General features: G+C 35.9%; 28 protein-coding genes. All 28 read right to left on the bottom strand.

The genetic code is table 11. The annotated features are described in order from the left end of the window. Positions 1–22: 22 nt before the first annotated feature. Entirely contained in the window at positions 23–703 is a 681-nt protein-coding gene (locus BLP77_RS10465; protein ID WP_093857075.1) for a zinc metallopeptidase, read from the bottom strand. 36 nt (positions 704–739) lie between these two features. Further along, complete coding sequence (locus BLP77_RS10470; RefSeq protein WP_093857076.1) at positions 740–922, bottom strand: sporulation protein YpjB; 183 nt, start codon at positions 920–922, stop codon at positions 740–742. A 37-nt stretch (positions 923–959) separates the two neighbouring features. Beyond that, positions 960–1,523 carry a lipoprotein heptaprenylglyceryl N-acetyltransferase LhaT gene (gene lhaT, locus BLP77_RS10475; RefSeq protein WP_093857177.1) on the bottom strand — a complete coding sequence of 188 codons (564 nt, stop codon included), beginning with the start codon at positions 1,521–1,523 and terminating at the stop codon, positions 960–962. 77 nt (positions 1,524–1,600) lie between these two features. Further along, positions 1,601–2,416 carry a menaquinol-cytochrome c reductase cytochrome b/c subunit gene (locus tag BLP77_RS10480; protein ID WP_093857077.1) on the bottom strand — a complete coding sequence of 272 codons (816 nt, stop codon included), beginning with the start codon at positions 2,414–2,416 and terminating at the stop codon, positions 1,601–1,603. A 34-nt stretch (positions 2,417–2,450) separates the two neighbouring features. Next, positions 2,451–3,125, bottom strand: coding sequence for a menaquinol-cytochrome c reductase cytochrome b subunit (gene qcrB, locus BLP77_RS10485; protein WP_093857078.1), 675 nt, complete (start codon positions 3,123–3,125; stop codon positions 2,451–2,453). A 3-nt stretch (positions 3,126–3,128) separates the two neighbouring features. Beyond that, positions 3,129–3,638 (bottom strand): Rieske (2Fe-2S) protein, encoded by a 510-nt coding sequence (locus BLP77_RS10490; RefSeq protein ID WP_093857079.1) that lies wholly within the window; start codon positions 3,636–3,638, stop codon positions 3,129–3,131. Positions 3,639–3,774: 136 nt separating this feature from the next. Beyond that, a complete protein-coding gene (locus tag BLP77_RS10495) occupies positions 3,775–4,236 on the bottom strand; it encodes a DUF2487 family protein (protein WP_093857080.1) in 462 nt (153 codons plus the stop codon). A 1-nt stretch (position 4,237) separates the two neighbouring features. Next, entirely contained in the window at positions 4,238–4,798 is a 561-nt protein-coding gene (locus tag BLP77_RS10500) for a ReoY family proteolytic degradation factor (protein ID WP_093857081.1), read from the bottom strand. A gap of 11 nt (positions 4,799–4,809) precedes the next feature. Further along, complete coding sequence (locus tag BLP77_RS10505; RefSeq protein ID WP_093857082.1) at positions 4,810–6,063, bottom strand: tetratricopeptide repeat protein; 1,254 nt, start codon at positions 6,061–6,063, stop codon at positions 4,810–4,812. Positions 6,064–6,117: 54 nt separating this feature from the next. Continuing rightward, the gene (gene aroA, locus BLP77_RS10510; protein WP_093857083.1) at positions 6,118–7,401 is read right to left on the bottom strand and encodes a 3-phosphoshikimate 1-carboxyvinyltransferase; all 1,284 of its coding nucleotides are present in this window, start codon (positions 7,399–7,401) and stop codon (positions 6,118–6,120) included. 1 nt (position 7,402) lies between these two features. Beyond that, entirely contained in the window at positions 7,403–8,494 is a 1,092-nt protein-coding gene (gene aroB / locus BLP77_RS10515) for a 3-dehydroquinate synthase (protein ID WP_093857084.1), read from the bottom strand. After that, positions 8,494–9,660, bottom strand: coding sequence for a chorismate synthase (gene aroC, locus BLP77_RS10520; protein WP_093857085.1), 1,167 nt, complete (start codon positions 9,658–9,660; stop codon positions 8,494–8,496). Before aroC ends, aroB begins: the two co-directional genes overlap by 1 nt. 4 nt (positions 9,661–9,664) lie before the next feature. Next, positions 9,665–10,438, bottom strand: coding sequence for a CheR family methyltransferase (locus BLP77_RS10525; RefSeq protein ID WP_093857086.1), 774 nt, complete (start codon positions 10,436–10,438; stop codon positions 9,665–9,667). A 130-nt stretch (positions 10,439–10,568) separates the two neighbouring features. Continuing rightward, the gene (ndk, locus tag BLP77_RS10530; protein WP_093857087.1) at positions 10,569–11,015 is read right to left on the bottom strand and encodes a nucleoside-diphosphate kinase; all 447 of its coding nucleotides are present in this window, start codon (positions 11,013–11,015) and stop codon (positions 10,569–10,571) included. A gap of 95 nt (positions 11,016–11,110) precedes the next feature. Beyond that, positions 11,111–12,079 carry a polyprenyl synthetase family protein gene (locus BLP77_RS10535; RefSeq protein ID WP_093857088.1) on the bottom strand — a complete coding sequence of 323 codons (969 nt, stop codon included), beginning with the start codon at positions 12,077–12,079 and terminating at the stop codon, positions 11,111–11,113. A gap of 18 nt (positions 12,080–12,097) precedes the next feature. Next, on the bottom strand, positions 12,098–12,808 hold the full coding sequence (locus BLP77_RS10540; RefSeq protein ID WP_093857089.1) for a demethylmenaquinone methyltransferase: 711 nt from the start codon (positions 12,806–12,808) through the stop codon (positions 12,098–12,100). Position 12,809: 1 nt separating this feature from the next. Continuing rightward, on the bottom strand, positions 12,810–13,481 hold the full coding sequence (locus BLP77_RS10545; protein ID WP_176753046.1) for a heptaprenyl diphosphate synthase component 1: 672 nt from the start codon (positions 13,479–13,481) through the stop codon (positions 12,810–12,812). Between the two features lie 163 nt (positions 13,482–13,644). After that, positions 13,645–13,917 (bottom strand): HU family DNA-binding protein, encoded by a 273-nt coding sequence (locus tag BLP77_RS10550; protein WP_093857091.1) that lies wholly within the window; start codon positions 13,915–13,917, stop codon positions 13,645–13,647. Positions 13,918–14,227: 310 nt separating this feature from the next. After that, positions 14,228–15,706 (bottom strand): stage IV sporulation protein A, encoded by a 1,479-nt coding sequence (gene spoIVA / locus BLP77_RS10555; protein WP_093857092.1) that lies wholly within the window; start codon positions 15,704–15,706, stop codon positions 14,228–14,230. Positions 15,707–15,906: 200 nt separating this feature from the next. Further along, positions 15,907–16,632 carry a hypothetical protein gene (locus BLP77_RS10560; RefSeq protein ID WP_093857093.1) on the bottom strand — a complete coding sequence of 242 codons (726 nt, stop codon included), beginning with the start codon at positions 16,630–16,632 and terminating at the stop codon, positions 15,907–15,909. Between the two features lie 13 nt (positions 16,633–16,645). Further along, a complete protein-coding gene (locus BLP77_RS10565) occupies positions 16,646–16,843 on the bottom strand; it encodes a DUF2768 domain-containing protein (RefSeq protein ID WP_093857094.1) in 198 nt (65 codons plus the stop codon). 232 nt (positions 16,844–17,075) lie between these two features. Next, positions 17,076–17,339 (bottom strand): stage VI sporulation protein F, encoded by a 264-nt coding sequence (locus BLP77_RS10570; RefSeq protein ID WP_093857095.1) that lies wholly within the window; start codon positions 17,337–17,339, stop codon positions 17,076–17,078. A 78-nt stretch (positions 17,340–17,417) separates the two neighbouring features. Next, positions 17,418–18,440: an NAD(P)H-dependent glycerol-3-phosphate dehydrogenase gene (locus BLP77_RS10575; RefSeq protein WP_093857096.1), complete on the bottom strand. Its 1,023-nt coding sequence runs from the start codon at positions 18,438–18,440 to the stop codon at positions 17,418–17,420. A 16-nt stretch (positions 18,441–18,456) separates the two neighbouring features. Next, a complete protein-coding gene (gene der / locus BLP77_RS10580) occupies positions 18,457–19,767 on the bottom strand; it encodes a ribosome biogenesis GTPase Der (protein WP_093857097.1) in 1,311 nt (436 codons plus the stop codon). A 141-nt stretch (positions 19,768–19,908) separates the two neighbouring features. After that, positions 19,909–21,042 (bottom strand): 30S ribosomal protein S1, encoded by a 1,134-nt coding sequence (rpsA, locus tag BLP77_RS10585; RefSeq protein WP_093857098.1) that lies wholly within the window; start codon positions 21,040–21,042, stop codon positions 19,909–19,911. Positions 21,043–21,137: 95 nt separating this feature from the next. Continuing rightward, positions 21,138–21,719 carry a lysophospholipid acyltransferase family protein gene (locus BLP77_RS10590; protein ID WP_176753050.1) on the bottom strand — a complete coding sequence of 194 codons (582 nt, stop codon included), beginning with the start codon at positions 21,717–21,719 and terminating at the stop codon, positions 21,138–21,140. Between the two features lie 8 nt (positions 21,720–21,727). After that, positions 21,728–22,387, bottom strand: a complete 660-nt coding sequence (gene cmk, locus BLP77_RS10595) for a (d)CMP kinase (RefSeq protein WP_093857100.1) — start codon at positions 22,385–22,387, stop codon at positions 21,728–21,730. Between the two features lie 27 nt (positions 22,388–22,414). After that, positions 22,415–23,083, bottom strand: coding sequence for a flagellar brake protein (locus tag BLP77_RS10600; RefSeq protein WP_093857101.1), 669 nt, complete (start codon positions 23,081–23,083; stop codon positions 22,415–22,417). Positions 23,084–23,165 lie beyond the last annotated feature (82 nt).

Consider the following 23,165-nt stretch of genomic DNA (forward strand, 5'->3'; position numbering starts at 1 on the left):
TGCAAATTGCAGCAACCTTTAGTTATTCATTCATGTGTAAGAACAGCAATAAGAAACGAATTAGTTCCATTAAAGCAACAACAGCCGCAGCAACATAAGTCCATGCCGCAGCATTCAAGACTTTTTTCGTTTCACGATGTTCTGAATTTGTGATGACACCTGTAGATACAAGCTGAGTCATTGCACGATTCGACGCGTTAAATTCAACTGGTAATGTAACCAATTGGAATAGAACAGCAAATGCCATTAAAGCTATTCCTATTCCTAACAAATTAAAAGATCCAAGAATCGCACCAACAAAAATTAGTAAATACGACATATTTGATCCTAAACTAGCCATCGGTACTAACGAATGGCGAAAACGTAAAAACGCATAATCTTGAGCGTCCTGTATAGCATGTCCAACTTCGTGGGCTGCAATTGCAGCAGCCGCTTTAGAATGTTCATGGTAATTATGAGAAGAAAGGCGAACAACCTTCTTTCTAGGATCATAATGGTCACTTAAGAACCCACTCGTTTCCACTACACGTACATCATATATACCATTTTCTTGCAGAATTCTTCGAGCAACATCAGCTCCTGACATACCAGAAGAATTAGCGACCTTCATGTATTTTTTATATGTTCTTTTAACCTTACTCTGTGCCCATATTGGCAAAATCAAAAGAATGGCAAAATAAATGAGAAAGGCTCCTATCCCCATTTTTCATTCCTCCATTTTTATCTCTATACTATAATTTTAATCGTCGGTGTCATCCTCGTCAATTTTATTGCTTTCACGATTATTTTCACTATATTTTTGCCAACCAACATAAATTAATGTTAGCAAAACAGAACCAAATATGATTAAAACTGTCAGCAAAAATTCACTTATGGAAGAATGAGTAGCTAATTGTAAGTAACGATCTAAGGTGACGTCCATTTTCAAACCCTCCACAAGCTTTTTAATATTATATTGCTTATGAAAGAGGATTAGAACGACGGTCCATGCCATATTTGAAAACTAAATATATCGACAGAATACTTAACCAAAACGTAGCATAACCAATATGCGGCATATACTCTGTTAACGTGCGATACATCGGCATCATACCGTAAACATAATCAATCACGTCATTATGTATCGTCCATATTCCTGCAAAAACTAGATGGGGCATTTCTATTTTGTAAAAAGGTGCGTACAATAGCCCTTGAATCGCCATAGCACCATGCGACACGATCAGCATTAAGGCGGCTGGAGTCACTTCGCCATCTTCTATAAAAGTCAAAACATTCATGACCACTGCCCAAACACCATATTTAAACAGTGTGAGCATGGCTAGAGATTCAAAGAGTTTAAAATTTTTACCGATTAAAAAACCAATTATGACGATTACAAAAAATAACGAAGCTGTTGGACTATCAGGCACGAATGGTATAAATATAGTCGGTGTTACCTCAAGCTGATACTGATACCAAATATAGCCATAAATCGTACCTAAAGCATTAATAATGAGTAATATGTAAAGAAATCGTCGGTCCATTAATAAATATCTCAACACTATAATCACCTAAATTCATACTAAAAAGCTGACTTGTTGTACAAGTCAGCTTTAATGATTTATTCTTCTTCAGATCCACCATCGCCTTCACCTTCACCACTTGCCTGTTCATTAATTGAAACAATAAAATCAGCAAGCTGGTTCAATTCCTCATCTGTTCCTTGGAATTGGTTGGCTGGCATTTGTCCAATACCGTTTACAGCAATGTCTTTAATCTGATCAGCTCCGTAAGGAATACCGACTAATCCCGGAGCCATTCCTGGATTACCTTGTAAGCTATCTCCATGACAGGATAAACAGTTTTGTGAATAGACCTGATAACCCGGTGCTTCTTCATCAATTTCTACATCTGGTACATTTTCAACAGAATAAGCAGCTCTTTCCTCCCAATCTACACCTGCTACTGATTCATATGTTAACCAAATCACTGAAGCAACACCTAATAACATTAAACTTGTTGCAATTGGTCGTCTAGATGGTCTTCGCTCTGGTCCACGATCTAAGAATGGAGCTAGAAATAATGCACCAAAAGCTAAACCTGGGATGACGACTGTACCAATGACAACATATTCAGATGCGGCAAATTTATACTTTAATAATTCATATAAGAATAAGAAATACCAGTCCGGTAATGGTATATATGACGCATTATTCGGATCGGCTTTTTGCTCTAGTGGGGATGGTGCACCTGCCACTAAGCATAAAAACCCAATTAAAAACACAGCACCGACTAACCATTCTTTAAGCAAGAAGTTGGGCCAAAATGCTTCAGTACGTCCTGGATATTCCGAATAATCTTTTGGTATTTTATCACGACTTTCTTTATCAGGAACACGGGAGTCCCCGACAAACTTCATTCCTTTACCTCTTTTCACAGTGTTCCCTCCTTTGCATGAATGGTATTAAATCTTATAGCGGTCCAGATATACCTTGGCGACGAATCATAATAAAGTGAGCACCCATTAAGGCAAATAACGCTGCAGGTAAGAAGAATACGTGAATTGCAAAGAACCTAGCCAACGTTTTAGCCCCAACAATTTCAGGGTCACCTGCTAATAACGTCTTCAAATCTCCACCAATAAAAGGTACACTCTCTGCAATTTCTAATCCAACCTGTGTTGCGAAGAATGCTTTGTTATCCCAAGGTAATAAGTAACCTGTGAAACCTAGCCCAAGCATTACGAAAAATAGTAGAACACCAACAATCCAGTTTAATTCACGTGGCTTTTTATATGCACCTTGGAAAAAGACACGTAATGTATGTAAGAAAATCATTACGATGACAACACTTGCTCCCCAGTGGTGCATACCTCTGACGATTTGTCCATGAGCGACTTGAGTTTGTAAATATTTAACTGATTCCCATGCGTTCACAATATCTGGTACATAATACATCGTTAAAAACATACCAGATAGCACTTGAATAACCGTTACAAAGAAAGTTAACCCTCCAAAACAATAAACAAAAGCTGAAAAGTGATGGGCCGGGTTAACGTGTTCAGGCACTTCGTGGTCAGCTATATCTCGCCAAATAGGCGTAATATCTAATCGCTCGTCAATCCAATCGTACATTTTTTGTAGCATCTATTACGCCCCCTTTCTAGCCTTAGCCTTGCCTAACATCAATTTTCCGTCCTGAATTTGAAAATCATAAGAATGTAATGGTTCAGTAGGAGGTGTTCCTGGAATATTGACACCATTTTTATCATACCGACCATCATGACAAGGACAGTAAAATTCATTTGGAAAATCTTGATTTGAGTTCCAGTCAACTGTACAACCTAAGTGAGTACATACTGGTGATAGAGCTAAAATTTCATCATTTTCATCTTTGTAAACCCAAGCTGTCCGATCCACTTTAGATTCATACCAACCATCAACTTGGTCGACTTGGAATGTCTTACGTTGAGGCTCATTGGTGATTTCATTAACATCCATGACATAGACGTAATCTGTATCTTTTTCACCTTTTAATAACGGATCAACAGCAAAACCAACCATTGGTGCAATCATTGCTGCACCCATGAATCCACCAACACCAGTTAAAGTGTAGTTTAAAAATTGTCTTCTTGATACCTGGTTTTTCTTATCAGCCATGTCTTTCCCCCCTCTATTCATCAATTACAACGAACAGGGTATTGATGATACACATATTTATTAGGACAATACAATGATAGCGTAAACGAATAAAGCGGTCAATACAAACCACATTTTAGATGAAAAAATGTCATAATTACTCATTCCAGCTATCCATGATTAACGTTTGAATCTCTTGAACCTGTGATTTAATCACCTGTTGCGTTTCAGCCTGTTCTAAATGTCCATCCTTAATACCAGGAATCCAGATTAATTCAATATCCATATCTTTTGTAACTTTTCGCCATTTATTATCAGATGTTACTAAAAATATATACTTAAATGGCTGCTTGGCGATATGATCAATAAAAGCTTGTAATCGTTCCTTTTCTTCTGCTATTTTGTCTTGTTTTAAATAGTAATATTCAGGAATAACAAAAACTCGACCCTTTAATTCCCTTTCGATTTGATCCACATAGATTTGAATCACATCTTTTTGAAAGGATAATGAACTCATTTCTTCATCTTCAAAAGAAAACGGAATTAATGGGATAATAGCAGTGTCAATATATTCTTTAGCTTTACTGTACGCTACAACATCTTTGCTACTATATTTCATGTCAACCGCTCCTATTATCTAATCGTTGTAGTTTCTTTAATTCCTCACTCCATTTGAAAAACAAATCCATATCACCAATATCTAGAGCTTGATCAATTTTACTTTTAATAAACTGGACTTTTGATTTGTACGTTGTTTCTTCCATGATTTTCTCTAATAAAATATAATCCTCGTTCTGTAAATAATAATCTTCCGGTAAGTATGGATTATCTTCTAGTACCTCGGCATAATGTAAGGACTGTCTCACATTATCATAAACCATTTCGATATAAAGGGTTTCTTCAGGATTCAATCTAATGTCGTGAAATGCTTTATCAACATCTGTTGTCACAACGTGATCTTTATAATAGCGAAAAGGTCTTTTTTCCTTTTCTTTTGTTGAAATAATAATACTTCTAGGGCATAGATGTGCTTCAAAAACAAAATGAACATGCTTCAACAAATAATCTCGTTTCATAACATACTCTAATAACCAGACCATTTCACGATGCTCTGTTTTAAAATTAGATAAATACCATTTAATAAAAGCATTTTTTTCAATTGATGAGATGCCCATTTTCATCTACCTGCTCTTTATTCTCCTTGTAAACGACTCAAAAACTCATTCGTTTCTTGATCGTTAGGATTATGGTTCAAATAATCATTTAATAATTTAACAGCGTTTTTAATCTCGCCTTCTTCAACTAAAAATAAACCATACTCTTTTAAGAAATCCGCTTCCTGGTGATAAGTGAGGTATGCTTTTTCAAAATGCGATTTAGATTGACGATAATCTTCAAGTTCATTATAAACTTGTGCTGCTCTCCAATCCAATATTTCTGGATAAGAATCAAAAGTCATTAATTCTTCAACCATTTCTTTCGCATCATTCCACTCATCATACGATTCATAGATGTTGAAAAGTTCTTCAACAGCTTTCTCGTGTCCTGGATCTAACGCTATCGCTTCCTTTAAATAGCGTTTCGCTTCATCGACATGGTTTTGTTTTAATTCATTTTTAGCTATCGTGATAAATAGCTCGATGTTGTATTCATCCTTCTTTAGACCTTGTTTAAGAATGTCATTTGCTTGATCCAATATACCTTCTTCTTCAAAGGCTTTAGCTAAATATGGGTATACACTTGTATAATCAGGATCTAAGTCAATTAAATCGTTCCACACGTTTATCGCAATATCGTAACGTTCTAGCTGATAAGCCGTGTATCCATATTTAAATAGAGAATCAGGCTCTTTAAGCTCCAAATCCTGGTAATAGGATAGGGCTGATTCCCATTTACCAATCGATGCATAGCTTTCGGCTAGTCGCTCATGTATACTTACGAATGGGAATTCACCATCGTGCAGTTCTAATTTTTCATAAAAGTTGACAGCTTTTTGATATTCACCGTTATAAAAAGCCAACTCAGCAAGCCCGAAGTCAACCATAAAGTTTTGCGGTTGAAGATCCTTAGCTTGTAGCAATTTTTGCTCAGCTACCTCGTTTAACCCTTGCGATTGATAAATGTCTGCAAGAATCATTAAGGCATTAATATAATCAGGATCATCTTCTTGAATACCTTCTACTAATTCTAAGGCTTGTTCGTCTAATTCCAAATCTATATAAATATCAGCTAATTGGAACTTAATTTGATTGTCATCAGGGTACATATTTAATAGTCGTTCGAATACGGATTTCGCCTCATTTATAAAACCCCACTGTTGAAGTAACTCAGCAATTGAAAACTGATCTTGTTCATCAGCCTCATTCGTATGTTCGACTAAATGATTAACAGCCTCATTGACCTTTCCATTATCGTATAAGTCTAAGGCTTCAGTTATTGGGTCCACTCATAATCCCTCCTCATCATAATACTTAACCAATTATTGTCATCAAACATTATACTACATTTGTTTCGCAATTTGATATAAATTGTCAAAAAAAGTAGGATATGAAATATTGATACAGGCAGCGTCATTTAACGTAACTGTTTGATTCGTTATGAAACCAGCTATACTCCCCACCATTGCAATCCGATGGTCACCGTAAGTATTGATTTGATTACCTACTAAATTTGATTTCCCTTCTATTTGTAATCCATCTTCTAATAATGTCACGTTTGCATTTAATGCTTGAAGCATCTCAAATGTTGCTTCGAGCCGATTTGACTCCTTATACTTTAACTCTTCAACGTGCTTAATCTTCATTGTACCTTCAGCTTGTGTTGCCACTAGGGCAAGTAACGGGACTTCGTCAATAAAAGAAGCAACCTCATGCTGATAAATACTTGTAGGCTTTAAGTGTGAATACTTAACATGTATATCTCCAACCAGTTCTTCCCCTTCATAGCGTGTAATATCTGTTTTAATATTGGCACCCATTCGTTTTAAAACATCAATAAACCCCGTTCTAGTTGGATTTAACCCTACATCCTTTATCGTTAAATGACTCTCAGGCGTAATCGATGCAGCAGCAATCCAAAATGATGCAGATGAAATGTCACCTGGTACAGAGATTGAGGTATGCTGGAGACGTTGTTTACCGTGTACCGATAAAACCTGATCATGTTTATTTACTTCACCACCAAACATCGGTAACATACGTTCTGTGTGATCTCTAGTCGGATTCTTTTCAGTTACAGCAGTTTTGCCCTCTGTTAATAATCCCGCTAATAAAACAGCTGATTTTACCTGTGCACTATCAACTGGTAACGTATAGTTGATTGGAAACAAATTCCTTCCATTTATAGTGATAGGCAATCGATTGTTATGAGATTTAATATTCGCCCCCATTTGTATTAGTGGAGTGATAATTCGATTCATCGGTCGTCGACATAAGGAATCATCTCCGATTAACGTTGTTTCAAATGGTAACGCTACTAGGATCCCACTTATTAATCGTGCGGTTGTTCCCGAATTTCCCATATCTAAGGAAGACGTTGGGGCCTGAAACAATCCCCAACCATCACTATAAATATCCAAAACGTCTTGCTCTTTCTCAATTTGGACGCCTAATGAACGAAAAGCCTCTACTGTTCTAAAACTATCTTCTGATTGAAGAAAGTTATGTATTCGTGTATGTCCTTTAGCCAACGAACCGAGCATAACTGCACGATGTGAAATAGATTTGTCACCAGGTACCTTTAAGTTTCCTTTTAATGCTGCACCATTAAAATCGATTTTTTTCAAATTAAACATCCTTTATAAAATCTATAAATTCGTATAAATGATTTTCTACTTCACGTTTTGATAAGGGTTGAATCACTGGTTCTCCAATATCCTTCAATAAAACAAAATTAATCTGTTGATCCTTATTTTTTTTATCATTCAACATTTTCGTAACTAGATTGCTAATATCCTGCTCTGAAACTAAATCTAATGAATAATTTAATCGTTTTATCCATTCAATAAATTCTGCTGTTAACAACTCACTTTTAGTTTGATACCTTTTTTTAGATAGATATAACGCAAATAACATCCCGACCATCACACATTCACCATGCGTTAATGTTTCGTCACTCGTTACTTCAATGGCATGTCCTAATGTATGACCAAAGTTCAAATATCGTCTGATATGGCTTTCTTGCTCATCTATTTCAATGATATTTTTCTTAATTTTCAATGATTGTATTAACAGTTCATTAAAATCTTTGGACTTTGTATCAATTTGATCGGTCATGTGTTGTCTTAATTGTGATAAAAAGTTTTGATCAGAAATAAATCCGTGCTTTATCATCTCCGCAAAACCAGATCTTAATTGTTGTAAATCTAAGGTTTCGAGCATTTCGGTATCATAAATCACATAATCTGGAGGATAAAAGCTTCCGATGATGTTTTTCGTATGATCTAAATTAATGCCTACCTTTCCGCCTATGCTACTATCTTGTGCAAGCAACGTCGAAGGCATTTGGATAAAGCTTATTCCACGCATGTAAGTTGCGGCTACAAAGCCTGCCAGATCGCCAACGACACCGCCTCCTAAAGCAATGATGACTGAGGAACGATCAAGTTTATTATTTAAAAGGAATTTTTGAACATCTTCATATACCGTTAACGATTTAGATTGTTCTCCGGACGGTATAACAAATACATGGACTTGTAGATATTGTTGTAAGTCGTTCAATAAATCCTGTAAATATAGCTTTTCAACGTGATCATCTGTCATAATGACGATTTGGCTATATTTTTCAAGAGAAATAAGCTTAGTTGCCTGCTTACGTATCTGTTGGCCAACATATATCGGGTAATTGTGGTTAGCTGATTGAACACGTAATTCTTCCATTAAAATAAACGAATCCTTTCTCGATAATTAGAAACAGCTTCCTTTAATTGATCCATCGTATCTGATGTGAATTGATCCAAAATAGCAACGGCAACCTCCCAAGCGACAATGTGCTCCATAACAACCGATGCAGCTGGTACCGCACAAGCATCTGAACGTTCAATACTCGCTTGAAATGGCTCTTTGGAATCAATATCGACACTATTTAGAGGTTTATATAATGTTGGAATAGGCTTCATCACGCCTTTTATAATAATCGGCATTCCAGTTGTCATACCGCCTTCGAATCCTCCCAGTCGATTGGTCGCACGATAGTAACCTCTATCTTCATCATAACCAATTTCATCATGTGTTTGACTTCCTCGCCTCCTAGCAGCATCAAATCCAACACCGAATTCGACGCCTTTAAAGGCATTTATGCTCATCACACTGCCCGCAATTCGACCATCGAGTTTTCGATCATAATGGACGTGAGATCCAAGTCCAGCTGGAACGCCTTCGACATGAACTTCAACGATTCCGCCTATGGAATCCCCGTCTTTTTTTGCCTGATCAATCGCATCCATCATAGCTTGCTCTTGCTTTTGGTCCAACGTTCGAACTGGAGACTCATTGGAGCGTTTCTTTTTATCGTTTATATTTAAATGCGATTGGTCATCTGCTTCAATTTGATAAATTTGCTTAACGTAGCCGACGATATCAATACCTAATTCTTTTAAAATGATTTTCGCTATAGACCCCGCCGCGACTCTTGCCGCTGTTTCTCTTGCTGAGGATCGTTCTAATACATTTCGCATGTCACGATGATTGTATTTTAATGCGCCGTTTAAATCAGCATGGCCAGGTCGAGGCTTGGTAATCTGCCTTTTAATTTCTGTATCAGAATCAATCGGTTCTTCACCCATAATATGGGTCCAATGTTTAAAATCATCATTTGAAATCACTAAACTAATCGGTGATCCCAATGTATATCCATGTCTGACTCCACTTGTAATCTCTACTAAATCCTTTTCAATTTTCATTCGTCGACCTCTACCATAGCCACCTTGTCTACGAATTAAAGATTCATTAATATCATCTCTTAAAAGCCTCAATTGAGCCGGTACACCTTCAATAATCGTTGTTAATTGTTTCCCATGTGATTCTCCAGCAGTTAAATATCTCACAAGATCACCTCTTTTGATAGAAAAATGTACTTAAGACATCGAAGCCGTGTTCTTGAGGGTTGAATAATTGCTCTGTACTACCGACAAATAAGACACCGTTAGGCTTTAATGCCTCGGCAAATTTTTGGTAAACTGTTGATTTAGCTTCTTCAGTGAAGTAAATTAAAACGTTCCGACAGACAATTAAATCAAAGTCTTTTGTATACGAATCAGCCAATAAGTTATGTTTTTTATATGTAATGCAGTTTTTAATCTCATCCGATATTTTAAACATTGCACCGCTCTTTTCAAAGTAACGGTCAATTTTATCTTTTGGTGCTTCTTTTAATGATCGCTCAGGATAAACACCCATTTTAGCTCTCTGTATCGCATTTTCATCGATATCAGTTGCCAATATTTTAATATCATTTAAATCATAGAAATCACTCAGCAGCATAGCTATCGTATAGGGTTCTTCACCGGTAGAACAAGCTGCACTCCAAACTTTAAGTGATGATCGATCTTCTTTTAAAAACGGAATAATATCCTTTTTTAATATATCCCAACGTTTATGGTTTCGGTAAAATTCAGACACATTGATGGTCATGCGATTGAGCATCTCGTGGAATAATTCATCGTCCTTTTCCAGAGCGCTAATATATTCACTAAACGAATGATATCCCCTTTTCTCCCTCAGTGAGGTTAAACGTCTTTTCATTTGTTTTTCTTTATATAAAGCTAAGTTAATTCCGGTTTTCTTTTTTATAGAATCAATAAATGATATGTAATCATCTGCCATTAAACTCTCTCCCAATTATCTTTCTTAACCACATTATAAGAAAACAACTACATTTGCGCTAATATTTTAAAAACACGATTTGAAATAAAAAGAGAAGGCATTGAAATGTTTAGCCTTCTCTTTCCTTACATTAATAAATCCATTGATCTTGATCTTTGTTATATGAGATTAAATCTCCTTCATTAAAGAATAATCCAATTTCACGTTCCGCTGATTCAGGTGAATCTGAACCATGAATGACGTTTTTACCAACTGTTAAACCATAGTCACCACGAATGGTACCAATATCTGATTCGGCAGGATTCGTTGCCCCCATCATTTTACGGGCTGTTGCGATGACATTTTCACCTTCCCAAACCATTGCGAAAACAGGTCCAGATGTGATAAAGTCTGTTAACTCACCAAAGAATGGCTTGTCCTTATGTTCTCCATAATGCTCTTCGGCTAATTCTTGAGAAATTTGCATTAATTTTGCTCCAGCTAGTTTGAAACCTTTACTTTCAAAACGTGAAACAATATCACCAACAAGGTTACGTTGTACACCGTCTGGTTTGACCATTACAAAAGTTTTTTCCATGTTATTCACCTCTATAGATAATTTGTAAGCCGTGAAAAATTTTATCAAAGTTTAGGCCAAAAAACAATTATTTTTGGCAGGTTCGTTCAGGAATATTAGAATTTGCGCTCTCCTAAATATAACGCAACCTGTTTGAGTAACCTCTTTTCCTCTATATTAGGTAAACCATCAACTAAAGCCAATGCTTTCTCCAAATATTGTTGACTAACTTGGTAAGCCCGTTCAATGGCATGAGAATGTTTGATAGTTTGAATAACATCGTAAATGTATTGTGTATCAGCGTAATCAGATAGAAAGAAATCATTAATGGCTTGTTTGACATTCGAATTTTCTAATGCGAATAAAGTAGGCAATGTAATGTGACCATTAAGTAAATCGCTGCCGACAGGTTTACCTAGCTCTTTTTCCGATGATGTAAAATCTAAAATATCATCAATAATTTGATAAGACATACCAATGAAATACCCATATCGATTTAACATATTTTCTGTAGCACGATCAACATTAGCGGCAATTGCTCCCATTTGGGTACTCGAAGCTATTAATAATGCGGTTTTACGTTTAATTCTTCTAAAATACGTTAAAAAGCTTTGTTCAACATCATACTTATCTCGAATTTGTTCAATTTCACCTATACAAAGCTCGTGTATGGTATTTGATAAAACAGTATGTAAACGATTGTTCTTAAAAGGTTTTAGTAATTCTAACGTTCTTGCAAAAATATAATCACCTGTAAAAACAGCGGTCCCATTATCCCATTGCTTATTAACAGTAGGTTTGCCACGTCTAACCATAGCATGGTCAATCACATCATCATGCACTAAAGAGGCCATGTGAATTAATTCCAACGCAACAGCAACATTGATAATTTTATCCTGATTTACATCACCAAACTTTGAAGACAAAAGAACAAAAATGGGTCGAATTCGTTTTCCACCAGCATTCAGTAAGTGGTTAGAAGCAGATTGAATCATCGAATTCTCAGCATTTGTTACTTCTCTAATCTGTCTTTCAACCTGTTGTATATCTTTATTCATATATTTAAACGCTGAGGCTAATTTCATAACATTCACCTTTACCCATTAATTTGCTTTAATTCCGCGATGCATGGCAGCTGCACCTAAAGCATAGCTTTTAACTTTAACATGATCTAATCCAGCCTGTTCAAACATCCTTTTTAACGTTTTCTTATCTGGGAAGTTTTTTGTTGATTCATAAAGCCATACGTATTCATAGTAGCTCTTTGCAAAAATCTTACCAAAAATCGGCATGATATGCTCAAAATAGAAGAAATATAATTGCTTATATCCAGGCAAAGTTGGTTGAGATGTATCTAAACAGACAACTTGTCCACCAGGTTTAACCACACGCTGCATCTCTTTTAACACTTGCCCATAATCAGGTGTATTTCTCAAACCAAATCCAATGGTAACATAATCAAATGTATCATTTTGATATGGTAAATTCATAGCATCTCCATGTTCAAAAGTAACATTACTGATCGGATGATTTTTGAGTTTTTCTTTCCCTACTGAAAGCATGTTTTGACTAAAATCTAAACCAATGACCTTCCCTTTCTCACCAACTGCTTCAGAGAGGGCAAAGCTCCAATCACCCGTTCCACAGCAAACATCTAAACAATATGCCCCTTGATAAACATCCATCTGATTCATGACATCCTTACGCCAAGCTTTATGACGTTGAAAAGATATAATGGAGTTCATCCGATCATAGCGTTTATAAATTTTTTCAAATACAGAGTGTACTTTTTCTGATTTCGATTGTTCGTCCATATTAATTGTCTCCTATAATATCAGAAGGGCTCCAAAATTTTTCCCTTTTTGAAATTTCATTATCAATCATTATTGAATTGTTATTTTTTAATACGTCTAACCATTTACTTTCCCCACGATTATAAACCAGTTGATGAACGATTTTAGGTTTCCAAACTGTTTGATAATCGGAAATTCGATACAATGAGCTTAAAGCATTATAAAGACCACAATGAACATTTTCAACCTCTTTTAATAATGATTCCACGGTCAATTGTTCTTGATTATGTAAAATAGTCATTTTAGATTCATTAATATGTTTAATCATTTCGATAAAATGATATAACTCATCTAGCATATTGTATTGTGACAAAAGACTGTAGAAATAAGAGCTATGATAGTCACCGACAAGTATCCTAAGTTGGTTTCTCACACTACGATGATCTGTAATACGCTCATAATTCTCAAGGTCTACTTGATCATGAATATCTAAGGATATTTGCATATGTAATAAGGCTACAAAAAGCTTTTCCCTATGATTTTGATTAATCTCAACCTTCAGTAGTAGGTCTTTAAAACATAAAATTTGCTCGTAAGATAAAATGCCATCATAGAATTGACGCTCAGTATAGGGGTGTTTATATGTACTAATAAAATCTTGACGTATGTTTTCTATCTTCTCTTTTAAATACAATTTAATCACCTATTATTTTATATACACACAAGAATGACACATAAAGTATTGTAGCATGATATGACAACATTATCTATCAACTTGATATATAGATTTTAATTATATTTTAACATTAAAAAAGGAGGGTTAAGACCCTCCTTTTTTATGCCCTATGTATCAGCTTTTATTTTACAGCATCTTTAAGGGCTTTACCTGGTTTAAATGCAGGTACTTTACTTGCTGGAATATCAATTTCTTTACCAGTTTGTGGGTTACGGCCTTTACGCGCAGAACGTTCGCGTACTTCGAAGTTACCAAACCCAATTAATTGTACCTTTTCTTCTTTTTGTAAAGAACCTGAAATAGATTCTAATACAGCGTCAACTGCTTTAGATGCATCCTTTTTTGATAAGTCCGCTTGCTCAGCTACAGAGTTTACTAAGTCTGTCTTGTTCATTTGTTTCACCTCCTCTCAAGTTGCAAATTATCAGATAATACCATTGTTACCACAATTTAAACAAAAATACGAAAACTTTGCAACAAATTCTTGCAATTAAGAACATTCTTTTACATAAAGAATAGAGGTTTAGCATAATTTTCTAGATTGTGTACCTGCATATTATCATAAAGAAGGATAGCATTTCAATACAAAATCGCGTCAAATTAGCATTTTATCGAGGTTTTTGCTCATTTTATCATATTTTTTAGGATATTTTCCATTTAGTAAACTAATAAAAGCAAATAAAAAAAGCGACTTTTTGTCGCTTTTATAAAATAATGGCAATCAATCCGCCATTGCCTTCGTTTATTATTCTCTCTAATGTATCTTTTAACTTATATCTTGCATGCTCTGGCATTAACGTTAATTTTGCATGAATACCTTCTCTTACAATAGAACTTAAAGATCTACCAAAAATATCTGACTTCCAGATGGATAATGGATCTTCCTCAAAGTCTTGCATTAAGTAACGAACAAGCTCTTCGCTTTGTTTTTCAGTCCCGATAATTGGAGCAAATTCTGATTCAACATCTACTTGAACCATATGAATGGATGGTGCTACAGCTTTTAGTCGAACACCAAATCTAGAACCTTGTCGAATGATTTCGGGCTCTTCCAATCGCATATCCTCTAAAGCTGGTGTGGCTATACCATACCCGGTCTGCTTAACCATCTGTAAAGCTTCAGATACTTGATCGTATTCGCGTTTTGCATCGGAATAATCCTGTAATAACTCTAACAGGTGATCCTTTCCACGAATTTCAACGCCTACAATTTCTTTAAGAACTTGATCATAGAGGTCGTCTGACGCATGTAAATCGATTTCGGCTACGCCTTCACCCATTTCCATTCCTGATAAATGAGCATCTGTAATAAACTCGTAGTCATAAAAGTCCCCTACTACACGATCAACATCGCGTAATCGTTTAATGTTTTGTACGGTGTCTTGAATAGCTCCTTGGAACTGTTTGCGTAACCAATGGTCATCTCTTAATGCCATAACCCAGCTAGGTAAGTTTACGTTAACCTCAAGAACAGGGAATTCATATAATGCCTCTCTTAAAACATTATAAATATCGTCTTCTCGTAGGTTTTCAACTGATAATGGTAATACTGGGATATCATATTCTTCAGCTAGTGTATTTCTTAATTCAACTGTTTCATAGTCATGTGGTCGGCTGGAGTTTAAAACCATGATGAATGGCTTACCGACTTCTTTTAATTCTTCGATGACTTCTCGTTCTGCTTCTTCATAATCTTCACGCGGGATATCCCCAAACGAACCATCAGTCGTTACAACAATTCCAATTGTTGAATGTTCTTGAATAACCTTTCTTGTACCAATCTCAGCTGCATCATGGAACGGAATAGCCTCTTCATACCACGGTGTATGAATCATTCTCGGTCCATTTTCATCCTCAAATCCTTGGGCTCCTTCAACCGTATAACCTACACAATCAACCATTCTAACTTTGACATCCAGACCTTCATCCACTGAAATTTCTACCGCCTGATTAGGGATGAACTTAGGTTCTGTCGTCATAATAGTTCGACCAGCTGCACTTTGTGGTAGTTCGTCTTTTGCTCGTTCTCGATCGTCATCACTGTTGATGTTAGGAATCACAACTTGATCCATAAACTTTTTGATAAATGTTGACTTACCTGTCCGGACGGCACCTACAACGCCTAGGTAAATGTCTCCGTTCGTCCGTTTCGATATGTCATGAAACACGTTAAATTTTTCCATTATATCCCTCCGACCCTGTACAATATCGTACACCTATTATTCGATGCAATATTAATTTATGATGTTGTCCTATTCAATTATGACTTAATTCCAAAAAAAATAGAGATTCTGATAAAGAAAAACGATGACTTAATAGAAAAGCCATCGTTTTTCTTATACTTTCGAAAGTATAAATTAAATAGAATCCTTATTACATCATATTATTCAGTTTCGGAATCTTGACTACTAAATTCAACATTCCCATCTATTAATTTCATAGGTGGTGAATAGGCTGGTACCATGGGATAATGATCGGTTAGTAAGTATCTTAGATCCCCTTCGTATTCCGTAATGTTTTCTTCTTCTAACAGCCGATAAACGTCAGGTCGGTAGTCCACTAATGCTCGGCCTTGCGCATTGATGATGATATCGAGTTTTTGCCCTGTATATGGACTATTAACGGTAAATGGTTCATCTACATCCATTCGTTCAGTGTCTATTTTAAAATAATTTCTTCCGATTGTTTCACCATAAGGCGGATATAAATGTTCATTACGGTATAGATTAATTTCGTAATTAACAGATCGTAATTTTTGATTAATTCTTACATCGGAGACCTTAACCTCTGTTTCCTCTTCTGGGTTAATAATGACATAAGAATATACACCGCCACGTTCAAACGAGTTACCAGGGGCTTGTCCCATAATATTAGCATTTTTTAATGTATTAAAATCGATTTGATATTTTATAAAAATAGGAGTATCCATATCACTATTTTTAATGGGTAATAGTCCACCATTTTGTTCCTTATATTGATTAACAGCATTTTGTACTTGTTGCAATTGTTCTTCATTTGTTGGCATTTGCTCGACCCTTTGTTCATCTGGGTATAAGCATGCAGATAATAACAATGTACTAACAAGAATAAACAATAATTTTAGCTTCAAGCTTAATCCCACCTTAACCCGTTGGTCCACTTAATACGATAAACATGATAATAAATCCACCAATAACTAATAAACCATACGCTAACAAACTAACAACAAAACGTATAACACCTTTTAATTTATGTCTAGCAAATAATATTAATAAAGCTGATAATATTAAAGCACCCATTCCTGCGAATGATATGTACATACGTAGCATACCTTCAGACATGTACGTGAACATCCCTTTCTTTTATATGATATACCGTCCGTATTATAGCATAAATCATCATCCATATGAGACTCTGAATATTGATAAAATGTTACAAAAATAAAAAAAGAGGTGTTGGGGCTCACACCTCTTTTTGACTAAATCCTCACATGAAGTAGCTCATTTTGACTGTTGCATTTTATAATATGACGATGTGTTGATCATACGAAACTTCTCTTGCCTATACGACGGTTTATTTTTTGAATATTTGTTGTAATGCGCTATAGTCTAATTGATCTCCCTTTTTAGTAATTAACTCTACGATACGATCTTCTTTCTGTTTGCCAAGCGGACGATCCGCCATATTCGCTAGTTGCTGAACGAGCTGTCTGACTGTTTTTTCATCCGAAAAATTGGCGTTTTGTACCGATTGAGCAACACCCATCACTTCATCTGGGGAAATATTAGCCGTTTTCTTTAAATGCTCAAATATTGATTGTTGGAAATCTTGACTCATTTGATGCTCCTCCCTAACATTGCATTCGTAATACTATATGCAACCAATAGGAAGCTGTTGTGTGTGTTAACGACTATTTTATAAAAAAGATGATAAATCTTCTAATTCTTTGGTTTTGCCTCGATTCATCAATTCATCCACGACTTTTTTAGGTTCTTTTTCATCAAACAAGAGCTCGTATAAACCTTCTGTAATCGGCATATCGATATTTAATTTTCGTGAAAGCTGATAAGCCGCTTTAGTTGTACGTACGCCTTCTACAACCATTCCCATTTGATCTAAAACATCTTGGAGGACATAACCTTTCCCTAGCATATTACCTGCCCGCCAATTCCGACTATGTTTACTTGTGCAAGTTACAATTAAATCTCCGACACCGGCTAAACCAGCAAAAGTTAAAGGATTCGCATCCAAACTCGTCCCAAGACGTGCTATCTCTGCTAAACCTCTAGTAATTAGAGCAGACTTCGCATTATCACCATAACCAAGTCCATCTGATATCCCAGCACCTAAGGCGATAATATTTTTAAGAGCACCGCCAATTTCGACTCCTAAGACATCCTCATTTGTATAAACTCTAAAATTCTCATTCATAAATAAGTCCTGGGTCAGCTCAGCCATCTTTAAATTATAAGAAGTAGCCGTAATCGTAGTCGGTTGTCTGAGTGCAACCTCTTCCGCATGACTTGGCCCCGATAAAACAACTAATTGTTGGTGAACCTGTTCACCTAGCTCATCTTCTAACATCTCAGAAATTCGTTTATGTGTTTCCGGTTCAATTCCTTTTGATGCATGTATAATCATCTTATTCGGATCTAAAAATGGTTTTAACTGTTGACTAACTTCTCGAATAGCTTTCGTAGGAACGACTAGTAATACGGCATCAGTTCCTTTCACAGCCTCCTCCATTTTCGAATAGGCGACGATGTGTTCTGATAATTGAATATTAGGTAAATATCTCTGATTCGTATTACGTTCATTTATTTCATTAACTTGCTCCTGACGATGTGACCAAACATTAACCTCATGCTTATGATCAGCTAAAACAATGGATAAAGCTGTCCCCCAACTTCCAGCTCCAATGACTGCTACCTTTTTCATTATCTCACCTCATCTATTATTTACGTTGACGAGCATAAATTTTAATTGGCGTTCCAACAAACCCAAATGCCTCACGTATTCTGTTCTCTAAAAACCGTTCAAAAGTAAAATGCATCAATTCTGGGTCATTTACAAAGACGACAAAAGTCGGTGGTTTAGTTGCTACTTGAGTCGTATATAATATCTTTAACTTCTGTCCTTTTATCGAAGGGGTTGGGTTAATAGCTAAGGCATCTTCAATCACTTCGTTTAACAGGTTTGTCTTAACACGTTTTGCGTGATTTTCACCCACTTCAATAACGATTGGTAATAATGTATGAATGCGCTTTTTCGTTTTCGCAGATAAAAAGATAATTGGAGCATATGATAAGTACTGGAACTTCTGTCTCACTTCCTGCTCAAATTCACGCATGGTATCTTGTGACTTTTCAACGGCATCCCATTTATTGACTACGATTACGATGGCTTTACCGGCTTCATGCGCATAACCTGCAATTTTTTTATCTTGCTCAATGATACCCTCTTCTGCATCGAGTACGACTAAAACAACATCCGAACGCTCGATTGCTTTTAAGGCACGTAAAACACTATATTTCTCTGTCGACTCATAAACCTTTCCACGTTTTCTCATACCAGCTGTATCGATAATCGTGAATTCACGGTCATCTTTTTCGAAGTCTGTATCAATTGCATCCTTCGTTGTTCCAGCAATATTACTGACGATAACGCGTTCTTCTCCTAAGAGCGTATTAACTAATGAAGATTTTCCTACATTTGGTCTTCCAATCAACGAAAACCTAATCCGATCATCGTCTTCCGGAGGTTGTTCTTCTGTAGGGAAATGCTTTACGGCTTCATCCAGCAGGTCCCCTAATCCTAAACCATGAGTCCCGGAAATGGGGAAGGGTTGTCCGAATCCGAGAGCATAAAATTCATAAAGCAAATCCTGCATCTCGTAATTATCGACCTTATTGACACCTAGTACAACAGGTTTATTCGACTTATATAAGATCTTAGCAACTTCTTCGTCTGCTGCAGTAATACCTTCACGACCATTGACGAGAAAGACAATAACATCAGATTCTTCTATCGCAATTTGTGCTTGTTCGCGTACTTGAACGATTAATGGTTCATCACTGATGTCAATACCACCCGTATCAATGATATTAAACATCGTATTTAACCATTCCGCTTCTGCATATATTCTGTCTCTTGTAACGCCTGGCGTATTTTCAACAATTGAAATTCGTTCGCCAACTAATCGATTAAAAATAGTTGATTTTCCTACATTTGGTCTACCTACAATGGCAACAACTGATTTCCTCATATCATTCATTCCTTCTAATAGATGAATTCTAAGCAATAAAAAAGTGGCATTTACGCCACTTTCAGACGGATGACAGCGGCTCTTGAATAAGACAACAGTCAATCCTGTTGTATTTAGCTGATCCGTTTAACCTATTATTCTTTATTTATTTATGTCTTTTAAACGGTCACCAATGATGTCTCCAAGCTGGAAAGAATGCTCATCATCTTCTTTTTTATACTTTTGTAATTCAACATTATCTTGTTCTTCTTGCGCTTCCTTTATGCTTAAAGAAATACGTTTATTCCCTTCACTGATATCAAGAATCTTAACTTTAATCATTTGTCCCTCTTGTAGGACTTCCTGTGGGTTACCGATATGTTCTTTGGATATCTGAGAAATGTGAACTAAGCCTTCAACACCTGGTTTTAACTCAACAAAAGCTCCAAAGTTTACTAACCTTCTAACCACACCTTCAACAACATCGCCAGCACTAAATTCTTCTTCTATTCCATCCCACGGTCCTGGTAACGTGTCTTTAAGCGATAGTGCAATTCGTTCCGTATCAAGATCAACGGATAAAACCTTTACTTTAATCGTATCACCCTCATTAACAACGTCTTCAGCTTTATCGACATGATCGTGTGATAATTGCGAGATATGAACTAAGCCATCAACGCCACCTAAGTCTATAAAGGCACCAAAATTTGTAATGCGTTGGACTTTACCTTCAACAACTTGACCTGATTCAATATTTTGGATTGTTTCTTTTCTTTTTGCATTTTGTTCTTCTTCAGTCACAGCTCGATGCGATAGAATGACACGATTTTTCGATTCATCCATCTCTATAACTTTAACTTGAAGTATTTGACCTTGATAAGAATCAAAGTTTTCTACAAAGTATGACTCAACCTGTGAAGCAGGCATAAAGGCTCTTAGGCCGACATCAAGTACCAGGCCGCCATTAACAATATCCATAACCGTTGCATTAAACGTAGCATTATGTTCAAATTTTTCTTTAAGGTCGGTCCAAGCCATTTGCTGGTCCTTTAATTTTTTAGAAAGGATAATGGCTTCATCTTCTACTTTTGTAACGATAAATGATACTTCATCGCCCTCAGATAATACTTCGTTAGGATGGACCACATGTAAATGAGATAATTCAGAAATAGGTACAATCCCGTCGTATTTTTCACCAATATCTACAACTACTTGTTTTTCTTCCAATTTTAATATTTTTCCAGTTACTTCAGCTCCAACCTCTAATGTTTGATTATCTTGACGTTCACTCATCATATTTCCTCCTTCTATACCGTCAAAAGCAGTAATTCATCATATATTTAATATTCTAATCGATGTTTAGTTTACTAATATTTTCATAATAACATGAATTAACGATATTCTTCTAATAATGCCTTTATATTGTCCATAATTTCATCTGTCACTTCCTGAGCCCCAGGTTTCTCTTTCTGTAATGTTTTGAAATCAATTGGTTTTCCATAGATGACTTTAAGTGTTGAAAACTTTTTATATGAACCAATTATAGCACACGGAATGACCGTTGCTTCAGAACGCATAGCAAAAAAGCCAGCTCCGGCAAGTCCTTTTTTTACTTCACCATCTTTACTCCGTGTACCTTCAGGGAATAATCCTAAAGTTTTACCTTCAGAAAGAAGTTTTAAACCAGTTCTTAAGGCATTCCGGTCACGCATTCCTCGCTTTACTGGAAAAGCATTTAAATTCGTTAACAACAGACCTAAACCCTTTTTTCTAAACAACTCTTCCTTTGCCATGAATTTTATAGCTCTTGGGCTCGTTATACCAACAAGAGGTGGATCAAAGTTTGAAATATGGTTAGAACATATAATAACAGGACCTTTTTTCGGTATATTTTCTTTACCAATCACCTTAATTCTAAACATGAGGATAAATATGAGTTTAACAACCGTTTTTGCAAATTGATAGAACAAGATATATCACCTTATTTCCTTGATTGAGCAAGTGAATAAATCGTATCTGCTACGTCATCAATACTTTTATTTGTAGTGTCTATTTCTATAGCGTCATCTGCTTTAACGAGTGGAGCTACTTCACGTTCAGAATCTAATTGGTCTCTTTTTCTAATTTCCTCTTTCAGCTGTTCTAAATCTGATTCAAAGCCATTTTCAAGATTCTCCTTATGGCGCCTTAGAGCTCTTTCCTCAACTGAAGCAATTAAAAACACCTTTAATTCAGCGTTCGGTAATACAAAAGTTCCTATATCGCGTCCATCCATCACAACATTACCTTCTCGAGCTAATGAACGCTGCATGTCGACTAATTTTTCTCTTACCAGTTGATGTTTGGCAACCATTGATACATTATTGGTTACGTCTTTATCTCTAATTTTTTTGGTCACGTCATGTTCATTTATATAAACCTCTTGGCCATCCTTGTCATTTTTAAATGTGATTGCAATTTCTTCAGCCAATTGAGTTAATGAATGTTCATCATCGACGTCGATATTTGACTCCAAAGCAGCTAAAGTTAAGGCTCGATACATCGCGCCTGTATCAATATATACGTAACCTAATCGTTTAGCGATCATTTTTGCGACCGTACTCTTACCTGCAGCTGCTGGTCCATCTATTGCGATTCTCATTTGCAATCCTCCTGGTTGTCCAATTAATTATTGATTTAATACTTTCCTTCGATTATCAAGCTGCTTTTCGAAGCAAAATTTAATCATTTTTTCTCTTTCTTTTTCATCTATGTTGACAAATTTATATGTAATTTTGGATGATGAAGCATCATGGCCACGTATCGTGCGGATCACTTCAGCCTGAGAAAAGAAATAACTATAATCATTAGACTGAAATGGAAGGACGATTGAAATATCCATTATATCCCCAGATTGATATTCCTTTTCTTTTCCTAAACCGACAACAGCTATGCCTCCACCACTTATATCAATCGTACGCGTGATTAAAGGCGATTGATCCTCTTGTTTGGGATGGATCGCTACATCCAACGGAACTTCAACACGAACATATTCTCGACGTTGTATTTTTCTAAATTCATCTTTATTTGGCATTTTAATCGTAAGTACAGGGATTTTCATTTTTTTACGTCCTATAACCTCAGTTGAAAACTTATAAACGTTACCATCGTGCCCAACATAAGATACCATAAATTCCGAGCCATCTAAAAATAAAGACGTCCGACCCGTTCTTTCACTTATAGGATAGTCAATATAAATATATTTTTTCGAAATCTCAGCAATTTTACACTGAAAACGTTCTTCTACTTCACCGTTTTTTATGGTCTCTATTGTTAAACGTGTTCCAATTTTCAACATAATTGAATTCCCTCCCGTTTTCTGCTACCCTTATTATGGCAAAAAAAATGAAAAAGGAAAAGACTTAATTGTCTTTTCCTTC

It is taken from the genome of Tenuibacillus multivorans, from assembly GCF_900103915.1.
Classification (GTDB): Bacteria; Bacillota; Bacilli; order Bacillales; family Alkalibacillaceae; genus Tenuibacillus; species Tenuibacillus multivorans.

Excerpts from the sequence above, each read along its gene's own strand:
- BLP77_RS10490 (WP_093857079.1), bottom strand. The coding sequence starts at position 3,638 with ATGGCTGATAAGAAAAACCAGGTATCAAGAAGACAATTTTTAAACTAC.
- lhaT (WP_093857177.1), bottom strand. The coding sequence starts at position 1,523 with ATGGACCGACGATTTCTTTACATATTACTCATTATTAATGCTTTAGGT.
- BLP77_RS10570 (WP_093857095.1), bottom strand. The coding sequence starts at position 17,339 with ATGAGTCAAGATTTCCAACAATCAATATTTGAGCATTTAAAGAAAACG.
- BLP77_RS10575 (WP_093857096.1), bottom strand. The coding sequence starts at position 18,440 with ATGAAAAAGGTAGCAGTCATTGGAGCTGGAAGTTGGGGGACAGCTTTA.
- rpsA (WP_093857098.1), bottom strand. The coding sequence starts at position 21,042 with ATGATGAGTGAACGTCAAGATAATCAAACATTAGAGGTTGGAGCTGAA.
- BLP77_RS10500 (WP_093857081.1), bottom strand. The coding sequence starts at position 4,798 with ATGAAAATGGGCATCTCATCAATTGAAAAAAATGCTTTTATTAAATGG.
- aroB (WP_093857084.1), bottom strand. The coding sequence starts at position 8,494 with ATGGAAGAATTACGTGTTCAATCAGCTAACCACAATTACCCGATATAT.
- BLP77_RS10550 (WP_093857091.1), bottom strand. The coding sequence starts at position 13,917 with ATGAACAAGACAGACTTAGTAAACTCTGTAGCTGAGCAAGCGGACTTA.
- BLP77_RS10470 (WP_093857076.1), bottom strand. The coding sequence starts at position 922 with ATGGACGTCACCTTAGATCGTTACTTACAATTAGCTACTCATTCTTCC.
- BLP77_RS10525 (WP_093857086.1), bottom strand. The coding sequence starts at position 10,438 with ATGGCAGATGATTACATATCATTTATTGATTCTATAAAAAAGAAAACC.
- BLP77_RS10565 (WP_093857094.1), bottom strand. The coding sequence starts at position 16,843 with ATGTCTGAAGGTATGCTACGTATGTACATATCATTCGCAGGAATGGGT.
- BLP77_RS10465 (WP_093857075.1), bottom strand. The coding sequence starts at position 703 with ATGGGGATAGGAGCCTTTCTCATTTATTTTGCCATTCTTTTGATTTTG.
- BLP77_RS10600 (WP_093857101.1), bottom strand. The coding sequence starts at position 23,083 with ATGTTGAAAATTGGAACACGTTTAACAATAGAGACCATAAAAAACGGT.
- cmk (WP_093857100.1), bottom strand. The coding sequence starts at position 22,387 with ATGAGAATCGCAATAGATGGACCAGCAGCTGCAGGTAAGAGTACGGTC.
- der (WP_093857097.1), bottom strand. The coding sequence starts at position 19,767 with ATGAGGAAATCAGTTGTTGCCATTGTAGGTAGACCAAATGTAGGAAAA.
- BLP77_RS10535 (WP_093857088.1), bottom strand. The coding sequence starts at position 12,079 with ATGAAATTAGCCTCAGCGTTTAAATATATGAATAAAGATATACAACAG.
- qcrB (WP_093857078.1), bottom strand. The coding sequence starts at position 3,125 with ATGCTACAAAAAATGTACGATTGGATTGACGAGCGATTAGATATTACG.
- ndk (WP_093857087.1), bottom strand. The coding sequence starts at position 11,015 with ATGGAAAAAACTTTTGTAATGGTCAAACCAGACGGTGTACAACGTAAC.
- spoIVA (WP_093857092.1), bottom strand. The coding sequence starts at position 15,706 with ATGGAAAAATTTAACGTGTTTCATGACATATCGAAACGGACGAACGGA.
- BLP77_RS10540 (WP_093857089.1), bottom strand. The coding sequence starts at position 12,808 with ATGGACGAACAATCGAAATCAGAAAAAGTACACTCTGTATTTGAAAAA.
- BLP77_RS10495 (WP_093857080.1), bottom strand. The coding sequence starts at position 4,236 with ATGAAATATAGTAGCAAAGATGTTGTAGCGTACAGTAAAGCTAAAGAA.